Origin of the sequence: Enterococcus sp. HY326 (assembly GCF_026157065.1) — a bacterium.
In the GTDB taxonomy this organism is placed as follows: Bacteria; Bacillota; Bacilli; order Lactobacillales; family Enterococcaceae; genus HY326.
The window spans coordinates 1-14,543 of record NZ_JANLGQ010000011.1 but is presented as its reverse complement, the minus strand read 5'-3'; the positions used below and the strand labels follow the sequence as shown (position 1 = coordinate 14,543).

Below are 14,543 nucleotides of genomic sequence, written 5' to 3'. Positions count from 1 at the left end.
CCCTTCTTTCAAAGACACAAAAATAAGACCTTGAATTATTTCAACGCCTTTCGATATGCTGTCTCTACGACTTGTAGCAACAACTCATTATTCATCTGATGAACATTTTCTAACAAATACTTTCGCAATAAAATCGTATCTTTTTGATACCGTTCAGTAAACCATAGAAATTCTTTATATTGAACCACCCCATTTCGCTGAAATAATTCTCCTTTCAATAATTCTGGCGTTACTTCTAATGCTTCACTTAGTAAGGCCAACCTATTGCCTTTAGGCGTTAATACTCCCCCTTCATAATTTTGTATGCTGTTATATCGAACACCAACTTTTTTCGCCAGCTGATCTTGAGTTAACCCCCTCATATTCCTTAGTCGTTTAATATTTTGTCCTAATACATTATCCGCCAATTAACTCCCCCCTACCGCTTTTCTACCGCCAATTTTAATTCCTTCAAAAACTTGGGAGTAAATTCATCTGAAATTCTATCAACATCTAGAAATGGTATATCTCCACTAGGATATTTCCGCTGGCAGTAGTGCTTTAACTCAACAAAACTATCACTTACTTCAAAAGCATCTGAAGCAGTAGATTCCGTAATAAATTCAACACTGGCACACAATAAGGTAATCACCCTATGTTTTAACTCACGTTTTAATTCCTCAAATGTGACAAATACCATCATTACCCTCCTTTACACAATAAAATCAGCAATTTCCATTGCTTTCACTTCAATAATATGCAAATGCTTATCGCTCAATTCTGCTTCATCAATCATTTCACGAACCGTATTTTCACCCATCATATCGTCAATATCTTCTAGCATTTTCACATTAGCAGCAACCGATCGTTGAAACCAATTTCTCGTTCGCTCGTATAATTTTTCGTTAGGTTCAGTTACTAGCTTCACAGCCCCAACGTCTCCGATAAAAAATTGCCATTTTTTATTCGGCTTCCAGTATTTTCGCTTTACCCCACGTTTGCCATCTACAAACAAAAGATAATCATTCAGGACACCTAAAATGATATCCGTCAAGCTACCCAATCTCAGATATTCTAAAATTGCATTCATTGCACGATCATTTTTGAAACGTAGCTCATAACGATTTTTTATCGGAATATCCTCAACTCTTAGGCCTAATTTTTTTGCATGTTCATAATTTTTTTGATAAAACGCAATATAGAACTCACTTTTGGAAGAACCAAAATAGATCGTTGTTCCTTCTTGCTGCCGTTTTGAAATTCGACCTGATCCGTTAAAACGGAATAAATCGAATTTTGAAATTAATTCCTGCCGTAAAACCTTGTTTAATAGCGTTGGAATACTCAAATATTCTTTATAATCATTGACCGCTATATCAATCCGAGTAAATCGGCAGTTAAAATCTAAACAATCATAAAAAAAATCAAACCAAGTCCGATTTTGAGCCTGTAAAAAGGCTTCAAATTGCCGGCATCCTTGCCCTGATAATTCAATCATCAGTCCCCTATCATCATTTTTAGCTGAATAGGCAACCTTGATATAATCTAACTGAAAAACTCCCATATACCCAAATTGATGAGAATCTATTTCCGCAAAAAATTCTTGCCGAATACGCAATACCTTATTAAACAATCGTTCCTGATTATGCATCGGAAACGTCACCCGCACATAATCAAAAATGCACTCTAACGGCTCATGACGTTCAGATTCAGCAATATAATCTAAAACCTTATCTACCATATCTTGGCCAACATCTGAACTACCGTTTTCAATTCGGACTAAAGTTTTCCGTGAAATACCAACTTCTCTTGCTAATTCATGTTGCGTTAATCGTAATCTCTTACGAGATAGCCGCACACTTTTTCCTAATTGATCTAACATTTCACCTCTAATCACCACCTGCAATCATTGTCCCAAAATCGCCATTTTTTTCCAAATGTTTGGGACAGTAATTTTTCCTTACGTACCAACGGTTTACCACTGCCCATACACTCAATTTACCGATTTACTACCCCCCTGTTAGAGTACGGGGGTTACAGGTGTGGCGACATTCGTCACCACACCTTGCATTCCTTGTGTCTTGCGCCCTTTCACATTCGTTCAAACGCACGTAGCTGTAAGTTTTTTGGTCGAAGTAAACCTGTCCCGCCGCTGGCGGACAGGCAGACCGCCCTAGGAGGTCTGCCTTCACCAAAAAAGCAACACCATACGGCTAGGCACACCCAAAGCCACAAGGAACGGCTAGTTATCAATCAATACGATGCCTGAGTTAAACGATTCAATTAAACATATACTAGACCAAAGACTGATTATTTTTCTTGCTATTCTTGCTAAAATCTTTTTGAAGCATACGGAGGTGAATTCTTTGAAAAATATACTTAAAGTTTTGAAATGGATTGGTCTATTCTTTGCCGTTTTACTAATTCCCGCCTACGCAACTTTTGGGAGCTACAAAAATAAAAAAGAAAAGAATTAATCTATCATTTTTTTGAGTTGGTCAATTCATTTTTTCTGTCCTATTCTCGTAACTAACGAAATTGACACAGCCATTGACTTAACTCCAAATTAACTTTATCTTTCTAATTAAGATTAAAATGGAGAAAAGATATGAAAAAATATTTATGGTTCTTTTTAGAATTTGTTCTATCAGCTTTAGCTGCTACTGTACTCTGCATAGGATTCTTAAATATCCTTCCCTACCTATTATCGTGGATTGAACACTAGCCAAAAAATCAACCTTAATTAAAAACATACGTAATGCAAACAATTTCTTCATAGATATCCCTTACTATTTACTTCATAGAAAAACTTCTATGCAATTACATTACGTCACGGACTTTCTACTCATTTGTAGCAAGTCTATTTTTTTCCATTTCTTTTAATAAATCTTTCTTTTCGCTCACACTCAATTCAATTTCTGCTAAATCGAGTGACACTTGCGATTCATAAGACGAATAGGCTTCAGCAAAATCAAAATCTTTCGGAACAAAAGCCGAATAAAATTCTTGTGCCAACGTTCCCCCTTTGCCTAAATACCCATGACCTTTAACATCTTTGGTTTTAAAATGCTTATCCTTATTCACATCACCAAAAATCATATCGTAACCGACATCTGACAGCTTCCCAACAGACATCCGAAACATAAAATTATCTCGTAACGCTGTTTGAATGTATTGACCGTCTGGCCGCTGCATAGCTAAAATGATAAATATGCCAGCTTGCCTAGCTTTTAAAATCAGCTGGGTCATATAGCCATTCGCTTCTTGTAGCAACTTATAGCCATTTTCCATCGTTTCTAATTCCGTCATAAAAGCAGCCCATTCATCAATCACGATAAACTTTGGAGGAATATCATAATAACTATAATTTTTCCCCATCTTAAACTTAGGTGATTCCTTCATGATCTTGTAACGCTTCACCATATCATCCACGCCCCGTCGCAAGCAGCCTAAAATACCTAAACCAGTAAATACTTTACCTTCAAAAACAGGTAATCGACTTAATGTAGATAAATCTGCATCTTTAGGATCGCAAATCTCCACTTCGGCTACAGGCAGCAAAGCTAAAATTATAGACATCATGGTAAACGTCTTACCACCACCAGTACCACCACCAATTAACAAATGAGGATCAGAATTAAATTTCCAAGATACTCCACGCATCAAAAGAACACTCTCTTTTGTCGCTTTCATATCGGTAACTTTTAATCGAGACGCTTCCACATTCGATAGCAAACGATATTCCACAAACCCTTTGTGATTCAAAATACCCATATTATCGGCCAAAAACATATCTTCTAAAAAAGTACCCATCTTCATATATTTTTCCTGATTTTTATTACCATCCATAGGAAGAAATATGGAGATCAAATTCTTTTTATTTCGATAATAAATCCGTGGAAATTTCATTTTGTCCTTAGCAGCTGGGCGGCCACTAGTTGAATTACCTTTTCTCTTTTTTAATGTAAAGAAACAATTTTCAACAATCATATTCGCTAAATTCCGACGTTCTCGAACCCGACTAAAAAAACCGTTCCTACTGTATGACAAGCGGCTCAAAAAATAAACAACAAAAAAACCTCCTACCAAAATCCCAAGTAAAGGTAACACCTGAAATAATGTAGCAAGCCAATCACTTTGACTATTTAATTGAAAATAAGGATAAAGCACAAAATATCCGTAGCATCCAGCACCGACTAGAAACGGGATAAACCAGATAAACTGATAAAAACCATAGATATGCAAATGAAATTTTCGTATGCGAATACCACGATATACAAACAGTTTACTCATAAACACCTCCACTTCGGTTATACCGACTGCTTACCTCGACAAGCAGACCGTCCATCACTTCAAAAGCAATTAAAAGCGAATACCCGCTTTTCCTCACTTTATCAGTCCATCATAAAATAAAAAAACTCTTATACCCCATGAACAAAAAATTTTCCCATATCACACCAAGCAGCTTTATAAGCAAAATATCATGCTTCATCAGCCTTAGATAAAGGAAACTGCCAAGCATCTTCAATACGAGTTACCAAAACTGGTGGTTCCCCATCTTTTAATTGTTATCCTAAATATTTCCTCTATCCCGAATCATAAAGAACTAAATATTTCTTTTCCTGATCCATTTATAATCACCTCAAATTGGACAAAATGAACTGACAATAATCATTTAACTGCCGAATCTCCCCTGCAACTTGCAATACATCTTCTTCTTGGAAATTAAAATAGGCATGAGCCAGATCATTCCGAATCCGCACATACCTATACCAGTTAATATTAGAATATTTTTCTTTTAGTTGTTCAGATAATCCATTCCGAATCTCTTCACCAATTGCCAATAAACACATCGCAACCGAATTTTTAATCGTACCAGTCATTTCTGATTCTTTCGATACTTGATGAGCTTTGTTTAAATCACGATCAATTTCATTACAATAATTTAAAATACTTCTTAGCACGACACGATCCTTATTTCTGATAGAGTAACACCCTCTCTTTTCCTAAATTTTCTAAAAAATGAGAACGAAATTCTAATATCTGCTTGTCTTGAAAAATACCAGTTTTAACTACATCAACAGATTTATTTAATACTTTTTCCAATTCTTCACGAAAATCACCAGTATCAAAAATATTCTTTATTTTTGAACCCTGAGAATCAATTAAAAAATCAATATCACTTTCGGACGTGGCTTCTCCACGAGCATAAGAACCAAACAAATACACCGTAGCCACCTCATACTTCTCAAATATTGGTAAGCATCGATCTAAAATCTCCTGTTTTGAATAAATCATTTTGTTCACTCCTTATGCTCTAATGGATTATTTACCTTCAGCTGCCGCCTTATCTTTACCGTCATTATTCGCTTTGCCAGCATTACCATTACCCGTAGCTTTAACATCCGTTACTTTTTTAATTCCTTCAGCTGTAATTTTAATATAATTATTGGTGTAACGGCCATTTCTAAATGCAAATAATTCGATATGTGGGGCTTTTAATTCTACTTTATCCCCAAAATCTAACTCAACTAAAGGAATCGAAACTGGAATAGTAATTGTTTCTTCACTCAACTGCTTAGAGCTTTGAACCACATACCGATAATCGGTGTCCGTCCACTCTCCTGTTTCTTCATCCTGCACACGGTTAGGATTTTTCATACGAAGAAACGTTAATTCTCCAAAAGAATCCACAATTTCTAACTCCAAACCTGCATTCAATTCGTTAATTTTAGCCATTTACCGCTGCCCCCTTTTCTAATTTTGTAGCAAAAATTGACCAACCTTTGACGGCACCGTCACCAGCTGCTTCACTCACTGGTTCACACCGAACATCTTCCACATGAACCACTTCACCGTACTTAAACGTAGATAAATTTAATCGAGGTGGAATCACAACTTCTAAGGTTTCCCGCTGTTTTGAGCTTAACAAAGCAACAGCAACACCCACAACTTTATTTCTTCGTGCAGTCTGATCATACTCCGTCACTTCTTCTTTTTTTCCAACATAAGACAACGTACCAAACGTTGCTGCTGGATTTATTTTACAAAATTCCACTTGTATTCCCCTTTTCATTTAAAATTTTTAAAATTAGATTTTTTCAATCCATTCGTCCTTGCAACCCTCGCTACAAATCCCAATAAAACTCATGGCAAATACTGCTCTTAATGGACTTACAGACACTTTGTCAGTCAAATACTTTTGCTTATCCTTACGGAACTCACAAACTCCATGTAGTATCATCAACGTGTCAACGATTACAGATTTTATAAATGGTTTCTGCAACCAACTACTTCAAAAATTAGCCAAATCATGATAGAATACAATTTCTCATGTTGTATTTTGTTAGATTCGTCTAGCAAAATGAAGTATGCACAAAACAAATAAGCTAAAATTGGATTTTTTGTTTCGTGTATACAGTTGTCAAAGATCAATGATAATTGCATAATTGGAGTTGATTTTTGTCAACAAAAAAAGCGGAGGATAAGCGCATTATACGCAAATCCTCCGCTTTCAACGTCACCTAAGAAACAGTAAATTCCCAGCTAAAACATTCCATTCTTCTGCAATCTTTTCCTGTTAAAAATAAAAAAATAGCATAGAACTAACGTTCTTTTTTTGGTATAATCTAACTGTTGCTTTCGAGCAACGCCGAAAGGTGAATGCGCATTGTCTGGCAAGACTTGAATGCGACCTTCTTATCGCTTAGGGATTCCCGTCCCTGATAAGAAATAGCCTTTCGGTTTTTTGTTTTTCAACGAACAACTGGACTTCTGCCCAGATATTCACCTAGACAAAAACCAACTCACCCAAAGAATAAACTATTTTTTGAGTAAATGCAACTTGAAAAACACTATTTAAAATATTGAGAGCAATTTTTCAAAATTACTTCTCAAAAAAAGCATAGCATAAGGGTTATTTTTTTTTAATAAAAAACCGAACGTTTGTTCGTATTTATTAAATTTAAATCACTTAAATATTTTTATACCTCACTTAAAACCACCAATACTTCCCTTTTTTTCAATAAATGATATACTAGCTATACAAAAAAAGGAGGTTGCATCAACAACTTCCCCTATAGAACCGTTAAAAAGACGGTGACTTCATTTTAAATATTTTTTGCCATCTAAAACTCGGTCAAAGTGGTTAGATGGCTATTTTTTATTCAAATATCAACAGAACCTATTACTCAAGTAAAATTTCCAATTTCTCCTAAAAAATGCTATACTAAACATAAATAAAGGGAAGTTGCGCTTACAACCCCCCTGAAGTAGAACCGTTAAAAAGACGGTGGCTTCGTTTTTAATAGTTTTATAACCATCTTAACTCGCCAAAGTTAGAAGATGGTTATTTTTTTGGCTTTTTATGATCAACTATCAGCAAAACCAACGTCGCAAAAGCGATCATCAGTTGTAAGGCTTCAAATGTCGTCACACGCTACTCCCTTCTAGGGATAAAGCTATGAACCATAGGCATTCACCCCTTTTTCAAGAGATTAGCCACCATCTTTTCACTTTTCTACTTCGCAAGTATACCATATTTTTTTAACAAAAATTGCAATTATATTTACATCTTATTCTTCTAAAATCCCCTGTTCAATCAATAAACTTGCTACATAATTATAAGCAGTAAAAAGCTGATTCGGTTTGTAAATTTGCAACCACCATATAATTATCGACATTATTGACCCACCAATAAGTACAACTAATAAAGCAAAAACTATTGTCTTCCCATTTGTGGCTGAAAGATTTTCATTTAAATAATTCAATACAAAATTCAATAGTGCAGATAAAAAAACAGCAATAAAAACAGTAATATTCATTGAGAAATACTGCTTAGAGCTATCAATGTTTTGTTTAAAAGCATAATAATTATAAAGAAATTTATCCAGCTCTACCTCTTTTAAATTATTAAAAGTTTTTTTCCTAAAGAAAAAATTTAAATATTCATTTTTAGGTCTATCTAACGCATCCTCATAAAATTTCGATACAAAATCAAAATCAATCAATTCTTTTATTCGATAATCCTTTTTTCTAAGATATGCTTCTGTCACCCTCAACATATATTTGAAACCGAATCATAAATAGTTTTAATTTCAAAAAAATCATTAACTTACCAATTTCCATTCTCCAAACCCCATTTTGTTATTTAATTCAAAAAAACAGCTAGTTTACATAACCTACATTATAAAAAGGTTCCATCTCACAAAATGATGGTTTCCGAAACGGCTACATCAAAAAGTCACTCCTTCTGCTTGTTTGCACAGGGAGTGGCTTTTTAAGATAGAACTTAGATAGATTCTTTCCAAATATCATGTAGAAATTCTAACTTAAAAATTTGTTGAGTTAAATCAATCATTACGCATACGCAACTACAATAAGATTTGTTGAATCTGTGATACATGTTTGAAGAGTAATCCTTTCGCCCCCACCTGTGCCTGTTATTGTATCCCAATAATCCACTCCATCAGATATGCCATATCCTGAATCATCTACTTGGAATATTGAAGATACTGTATATGTCGTAGGGGTGCCGTTTGCATCTGTCACAACAATTTGACTACCAGAGCCTAAATTCGATAAACTGGAGAACGCACCTGTATTATGCCCAATAAAGTGGGTGTTTAGTCCGTCTGAACCGGATTGTGTAGTTGCTCCACCCCACGTTGAAACAATACTTGAGTTACTATCGATTATACTTTGACCACTACCCTCTCCACCATTTTGGTAAGATATAGCTATTCCATTAAGGTACATGGTCATTGCCGCATAACTAGTACTAGAACTTTGATTAACAACAGTTTCTGTACTAGTAGCACTTGTGTCACTTGTCGAAGCATCTACATTGTAGTCTGTTGTTACAGAAGTAGTTGAATCATCCGTTCCAGTATCCGACTGAGTGGCTACTTCATTCGAAGCCACTGTTGATAGCTCATTCACAGTAATCGTCTTGGTAGCTGTACTAATATTCCCAGCTGTATCGGTTACAGACAAATCAACTGTATAGGTTCCAGGAATCGAAGTATCGACTGTTCCACTGCTCTGAATCTGACTGGTAAGATCGCCATCCACATTATCAGTTGCAGTTACTCCATCTAATACGTCAATACCGGCTCCTTGATTTATTGTTACATCAGAGGAGGCAAAAACAGGGGCAACATTATCTGAATAAGTTTCGTCTGAAGTTGGTACATTTTCAGATATAATGGTAGGTTCTTCATTAGACAATGTGGTCGTCGCTTCTACTGTTTTCGTTGGTTCTAAAGATGCATAAGCTAAGCACCCGCCTGAAATAAATACACCTGTAACTACTACCATTCCTAATACCATCAATTGTTTGTAGCGATTTATCATACCTTGTTCTCCCCCGATTTTCTTGAGTATTAAGTCATCTAAAACTTATGTACGAAGTATAAGTCGGATGAAAACCAAAGTAGTAGTTCACATATTATTTGTTCAACATACTATTTGAACAAAGCGAATCACACCAAGACTTGTTCAATTTTTAGAAGCAAAGTTAAAAATTGAATGCATCGAAAAACAAATCTACGAGGGACAGGACTCTTTCTAAGTCTTTTTTTTAGCTCATGTTTATGCCTATCCTTTCTTCCATGTAAAGGGCCACGAAAAAATGTAGGAAAAAGGGCATTGAAAATGTAGGTTTTCGCCCATTAATAATTGTCTATTTAATCCAAATTTTATTATAGAATCCGGTATAACTTGACTAGGGACCTTCTAAAGGTGTGATGTACGCCTTTAAAAAGCCTAAGCGGAAAGTATGCGGCTCAGCCAAAGGCTATCACACCTTAGTTCCAAGTAAAGTTATACCTAATATAGTGTTATTAAACGTACCTACATCTAATCTGCTTTTCATTGGCCCAAAACCTACATCTTTTTTTCGCCTTTTACACTTACATTTTATTGTGATTCTTTAGAAAAAAAAACAAGCTCAGAGAGAGCTCGCTTTTAATTTACATAAAGTGTAGTGTGAACTTGTAAATCAGAAAATTTAATTACCTACTTACACATTTTCTCAACTAACTTAGGTAACTATCTTCTGTAAATCATGAATATTTTTTTCTGTAGGAATGTCAGCAATTATATATTGTTTCTCTAAAGGTGTATTAGGTAATACATAGTTAGAAATGTAAATATCAAATGGTGGAATAGGTGTGGACTTTGGTAATAACAAGTATTCACTTCCCATATTTGTAAACTTCGCTGTCACCGGTAAATAGTGACGAAGGACAGAACAGAGAAATTCTCCGTGCTCATACCCCAAGTCAGTTAAAATTCCAAATGACATATAGTGAGATCTGCTTTCCAATTCATTTATTAAGTTCTTCCAAAGCATAAAGACGTAAAAGTAAAATTCTTCTTTCGTTGTGTCCAACCAATCTAATTCATACTGAATTAAGGTATTCGAAAACGTCTCTTCCATCCTTTGGTAGAAATGGTTATACCGTAACTTTAGGGGTCGAATCAAAAAAGTATATCTGTTATATAGAATATACCGAGGATAAGGATACAGTTGTGCTTTTAACCACGACTCGACAAAGCTTTGTTGGATTTTTTTATTGCTGGAATTATCTATAGAAATAGTCACATCATCACTTAAACGCTGAATAAACTCCATTCCTGCTTGCCGTACCAAAGTGGCTTGCTTTTCATCTTTCCATGGTTCCTTCCACCAAAACAGCATGCTCAAAAAATCCTCAATCCATAGTTTTTGGTCATCAAACTGATAGTTTTGTGTGAGAGTATGAATAGGTGTCATATAAGCTAAAAAAGGCAACGAATTTAAATTTGTCACTTGTTTTTTTTTGCTATAGTACCCTTGAGAGATTCTGATTAGACTTACAGCAATAAGATATGAATACTTTGTTAGCTGTACCTCATTCAAATTTAACTCAAAATCTGCACTCACTTGTCTTAATAAGTGTATAATTTCATCTTTATCAAAGTCAAATGGCCATTCTCCTGATCCATAGCACTCATAAAAATAAGTCCTAAAAAAATACCGGAGAGCGACTTCGTTTGTAGAGTTAAGTTGATATGGCTTGGTTGTTAAAAAAATGTCTTGTTCTCGTAATGCAGACGTAATTCGCCTTGTAATTCGATATAATGTAGATGTGCTGAGAAATAATTTCGTTTCCCAGTAGCGACCCGTGTGTTCTGGTTCTAAAAACATTCCCTCAAGTAATTGGTATTCTTGAGAGTCTTTCAGAATATCTTGGTACACCTCAAGGATGCTGGAAGAGTCTTCTTCAATCAAGCGAATCCCTTCCCCAGATAGGACTTCTAAGCGAATGATATGAGGCCAGTTAGATTGTAAATAGTCCAAGTCAGAAATGATAGTTTGTTTAGAAGTATGAAATTTTTCAGCAAGGTAGGAAATCGGTATAGTTCTGAAAGTGTTAGCTAGACAGGTGAATAATAATACGCGACGTGTCATACTGTTGCTTAAAATTATTTTCATTTAAAAAACCTCTTTTCTCTATCAAATAAACTGATAGCGCTTTCTTAAAATGGCATTGTGTGGATAAATTTCTAAAATTTCTATCATATATACTTTATTGGATGATAGCGTAATGCTAGGATTTAAATATAATTTTAGAACATCACGATTTATTTAGAAGAGTTTTCTTTTTGTAAAAATTCTTCAATTGTATTATAACAAATTAATGAAATGAGGTCTTACTATGGATACAACTTATACAACATTAATACTAGAATATGAGCGGATGAAGGAAAAAAAAAATGAAGTTACTCCAACAGCGGAAGAATTTATTAGAGGTTATGAACATGCCATGAAAATTATTATGCCTGCTTTGCATAATAATAATGATGTAAAAGAAAGATTGTGGGTCGTCAAAGGGATTCTCACATCGTCTTCTTATTTTGAACGATTCAGTGCTACAAAAGAAAATCCGTTAGGTTGCATCTTGTCATCAGTAGAACAAAATGCTTATCATTTTGAAGAATATAAGCAGGCGTTAGCTGTGGCTACACTTTTTGAGGGTGTAGTTTTACCATTGTCGTCTATCTTCGAGTAAACTAAAGAATAATAAAAACTCTTCTAAATGAATCAAGCAGGTAATAGACGTAGATGATATGTTACCTTTTTGCTATCTTATTCCGTTAAGTTTTTTTAAGTTATTTAACCGCTAAATTCACATAATGTCGATTATCCTAAGTATATTAAATGGTTATGCAAAAAAGCTATCAAAACTTAGAAGTATTGATAGCTTTTTTTTACTGTGGTAGAATAAGGGTTACTTAACTATCATATCTTACTCTCATAAATGGAGTAGAAAGTAGGCAGATTTTCATGATTTATGGTTATGCTCGTGTAAGTACCTGGGGCCAAGATTTAGAAACACAAATTATTGCATTGACCAACCAGGGCTGCGACAAAATTTATACTGAAAAATATACAGGAACAAAAATTGAACGAAAAGAATTTCAGCAGTTATTAGAAAATATCCATGAAGGCGATACGTTAATCGTTACCAAATTAGATAGATTTGCCAGGTCAACAATTCAGGGATTGAATACCGTTCAAGAACTTTTCAAAAATGGTGTTAAGGTTCACATATTAAATATGGGTATCATCGAAAATACACCAACTGGTCGATTAATACTTACTCAAATGCTGGCATTTGCAGAATTTGAACGAGATATGATCGTGGAGCGAACACAGGAAGGAAAAGCTCTTGCCAAGCTAAATCCAAATTTCAGAGAAGGCCGACCAAAAAAATTCAGCAAAGACCAGTTAGAGTTAGCAATGGAATTATTGAAAAAGCACACGACCAAAGAAGTTTCTAAAAAAACCGGCATCAGCGTGGCCACTTTATATCGGGAGAAAGCGAAAAAGCTTCAAATCTAGTTAGCTCGATTATTTACTATAGAGAAGCATGATTGATTAAGATATAATAAAGCGTTGCCTATCCGACAGTCTTGCGACTGGAAGGAGGTGTTACACTTGATTGAATTTTTCATTTGCCCCCTTCTTGTTGGACTATTTGAGTATTGGCTAAATACCAAAAACAAGAAGTAAAACTGCCTTAAGGAGACAGTAGCCCACAAAGAAACCCCTAGAGAATCCGACTTCTCTAGGGGTTTAGTGTTACACTTGATTTTCATTTGCAAACTAATTATAGCATTTTATCAGATGAATCTCAAGAACTCAACCAATCCTCCAAATTTAAGAAACAATCATTTTTTTTGCTATGGTATGTGAGCGTGTAAGCCTTAAATTGAATCTAAAATTTCGGCCCCACTCAATCCTAAGTGTAAAAGGCCAAAAAAAGATGTAGGTTTTAGGCCAATGAAAAGCAGATTAGATGTAAGTACGTTTAATAACACTATATTAGGTATAACTTTACTTGGAACTAAGGTGTGATAGCCTTTGGCTGATCCGCATCCTTTCCGCTCAGGCTTTTTAAAGGCGTACATCACACCTTTAGAAGGTTCCTAGTCAAGTTAGACCAGATTCTATAATGAAATTTGGATTAAATAGACAATTATTAATGGCCAAAAATCTATATTTTCAATGCCCTTTTTCCTACATTTTATTGTGGCCCTTTACATTATTATTTCTGATTTCTGTAACTGTAAATGGTTTGTTCTTATAAAAATAATAGACACTTCTAGGGATTTCTAATAACCGACACAACAAAGAAACAGTGTAATCCTTACACCAGTTTTCAATAAATTGAACAAGCGAATTTAGGTTTTCCGTGAGAACATGGCTGCGGCTTTTTTTAAGGTTTCAAGTTCCTCTTTCAAACGAGCATTTTCTTTTCTCAGTTCAGCCACTTCTTTTCCAGTCAGTCCTGTGGACTGATCAGGTAAATATAAATTCTTCCATTTGTAAATCGTTGCTTCAGATAAGCCATATTCTTTCGCCAACCTCGAACAGAACGTCCAGTTTGATTCAGTTCAACAATCATCTGTTTAAAATTTTCTTCATATCGGGTCATAAAAATTGATCCTCTCGTAGATAAGTTTAATTTATTCTTGTCTCTACGAAAAGCTGTCTAAGATTTGATACTAACACCAATTTTACTTTCCATGTATTCTTTGGACAATTTTTGGTTAATCTTTTTATTATCAAATATTATATCCCCATGGATCACACTGTCCAAACCCACAACAGCACGTCCTATAGTTGTTTTACCTGACCCTGATTCACCCACTAAAGAAAATGTTTTACCTTTATTAATTTCTCCGCGGGTAATCTATATGAGATTGTAAAATTTATATAAACTAAATAAAAAGAGCCCTACTTTGGGATAAAATCCCAAAACAGGTTCTCTTTTCAATTTATATTGTTAAATGGGTCTATTTCGTCTGAAACTCTATAGCCTTTTTTCCAGTGTGTTTCGATACTTTGTTCTGTAAATCCATATCGAGCAAATTTCAGGCGAATCCTACTAACAATTTGAGAAAGTTGCGCCAAGTGTGAACTTGTCGGTTGACCATTCCACATTCGTTGGGCAACTTCTTTTCGCGTGAGAAATCCTCCCTTTTCATTGGATAATATTTCAAACAATTTTCTT

The 14,543-nt window shown here is 34.9% G+C and carries 16 protein-coding genes and 1 pseudogene; 2 read left to right on the top strand and 15 right to left on the bottom strand.

Annotated features, from left to right (window positions below; translation table 11 throughout):
• Positions 1-35: 35 nt before the first annotated feature.
• The 12 genes from ORH16_RS17900 to ORH16_RS17850 all read right to left on the bottom strand — a co-directional run bounded on the left by ORH16_RS17900 (position 36) and on the right by ORH16_RS17850 (position 11,458).
• Positions 36-407, bottom strand: a complete 372-nt coding sequence (locus ORH16_RS17900) for a helix-turn-helix domain-containing protein (RefSeq protein ID WP_265460266.1) — start codon at positions 405-407, stop codon at positions 36-38.
• An 11-nt stretch (positions 408-418) separates the two neighbouring features.
• Entirely contained in the window at positions 419-679 is a 261-nt protein-coding gene (locus ORH16_RS17895; RefSeq protein WP_265460265.1) for a hypothetical protein, read from the bottom strand.
• Between the two features lie 12 nt (positions 680-691).
• Positions 692-1,861 (bottom strand): replication initiation factor domain-containing protein, encoded by a 1,170-nt coding sequence (locus tag ORH16_RS17890; RefSeq protein ID WP_265460264.1) that lies wholly within the window; start codon positions 1,859-1,861, stop codon positions 692-694.
• Between the two features lie 959 nt (positions 1,862-2,820).
• On the bottom strand, positions 2,821-4,272 hold the full coding sequence (locus tag ORH16_RS17885) for an FtsK/SpoIIIE domain-containing protein (protein WP_265460263.1): 1,452 nt from the start codon (positions 4,270-4,272) through the stop codon (positions 2,821-2,823).
• 344 nt (positions 4,273-4,616) lie between these two features.
• The gene (locus ORH16_RS17880) at positions 4,617-4,943 is read right to left on the bottom strand and encodes a DUF86 domain-containing protein (protein WP_265460261.1); all 327 of its coding nucleotides are present in this window, start codon (positions 4,941-4,943) and stop codon (positions 4,617-4,619) included.
• Between the two features lie 10 nt (positions 4,944-4,953).
• A complete protein-coding gene (locus ORH16_RS17875; RefSeq protein ID WP_265460260.1) occupies positions 4,954-5,277 on the bottom strand; it encodes a nucleotidyltransferase family protein in 324 nt (107 codons plus the stop codon).
• 27 nt (positions 5,278-5,304) lie between these two features.
• Positions 5,305-5,718 (bottom strand): DUF961 family protein, encoded by a 414-nt coding sequence (locus tag ORH16_RS17870; RefSeq protein ID WP_265460258.1) that lies wholly within the window; start codon positions 5,716-5,718, stop codon positions 5,305-5,307.
• The gene (locus ORH16_RS17865; protein WP_265460257.1) at positions 5,711-6,037 is read right to left on the bottom strand and encodes a DUF961 family protein; all 327 of its coding nucleotides are present in this window, start codon (positions 6,035-6,037) and stop codon (positions 5,711-5,713) included. Before ORH16_RS17865 ends, ORH16_RS17870 begins: the two co-directional genes overlap by 8 nt.
• A gap of 1,290 nt (positions 6,038-7,327) precedes the next feature.
• Positions 7,328-7,414, bottom strand: a complete 87-nt coding sequence (locus ORH16_RS19000) for a putative holin-like toxin (protein WP_416207881.1) — start codon at positions 7,412-7,414, stop codon at positions 7,328-7,330.
• Positions 7,415-7,553: 139 nt separating this feature from the next.
• The gene (locus tag ORH16_RS17860) at positions 7,554-8,033 is read right to left on the bottom strand and encodes a hypothetical protein (protein ID WP_265460256.1); all 480 of its coding nucleotides are present in this window, start codon (positions 8,031-8,033) and stop codon (positions 7,554-7,556) included.
• A 304-nt stretch (positions 8,034-8,337) separates the two neighbouring features.
• On the bottom strand, positions 8,338-9,333 hold the full coding sequence (locus ORH16_RS17855; RefSeq protein ID WP_265460255.1) for an immunoglobulin-like domain-containing protein: 996 nt from the start codon (positions 9,331-9,333) through the stop codon (positions 8,338-8,340).
• A gap of 688 nt (positions 9,334-10,021) precedes the next feature.
• Positions 10,022-11,458: a helix-turn-helix domain-containing protein gene (locus ORH16_RS17850; protein WP_265460253.1), complete on the bottom strand. Its 1,437-nt coding sequence runs from the start codon at positions 11,456-11,458 to the stop codon at positions 10,022-10,024.
• A 223-nt stretch (positions 11,459-11,681) separates the two neighbouring features.
• Between ORH16_RS17850 and ORH16_RS17845 the strand changes: the two genes are divergently transcribed.
• Positions 11,682-12,035, top strand: a complete 354-nt coding sequence (locus ORH16_RS17845) for a hypothetical protein (RefSeq protein WP_265460252.1) — start codon at positions 11,682-11,684, stop codon at positions 12,033-12,035.
• A 275-nt stretch (positions 12,036-12,310) separates the two neighbouring features.
• The gene (locus ORH16_RS17840; RefSeq protein WP_265460250.1) at positions 12,311-12,868 is read left to right on the top strand and encodes a recombinase family protein; all 558 of its coding nucleotides are present in this window, start codon (positions 12,311-12,313) and stop codon (positions 12,866-12,868) included.
• 842 nt (positions 12,869-13,710) lie between these two features.
• On the opposite strand, the gene ORH16_RS17835 is transcribed toward ORH16_RS17840, so the two are convergent.
• From ORH16_RS17835 to ORH16_RS17825, 3 genes and pseudogenes are all read right to left on the bottom strand, one after another.
• Positions 13,711-13,893 carry a transposase gene (locus ORH16_RS17835; protein ID WP_265460249.1) on the bottom strand — a complete coding sequence of 61 codons (183 nt, stop codon included), beginning with the start codon at positions 13,891-13,893 and terminating at the stop codon, positions 13,711-13,713.
• A gap of 149 nt (positions 13,894-14,042) precedes the next feature.
• Positions 14,043-14,207, bottom strand: a pseudogene (locus tag ORH16_RS17830) (ATP-binding cassette domain-containing protein); the annotation flags it as partial.
• A 95-nt stretch (positions 14,208-14,302) separates the two neighbouring features.
• Positions 14,303-14,543, bottom strand: a 241-nt coding sequence (locus ORH16_RS17825) for a winged helix-turn-helix domain-containing protein (RefSeq protein WP_265460248.1), incomplete at its 5' end; no start/stop codon positions are given.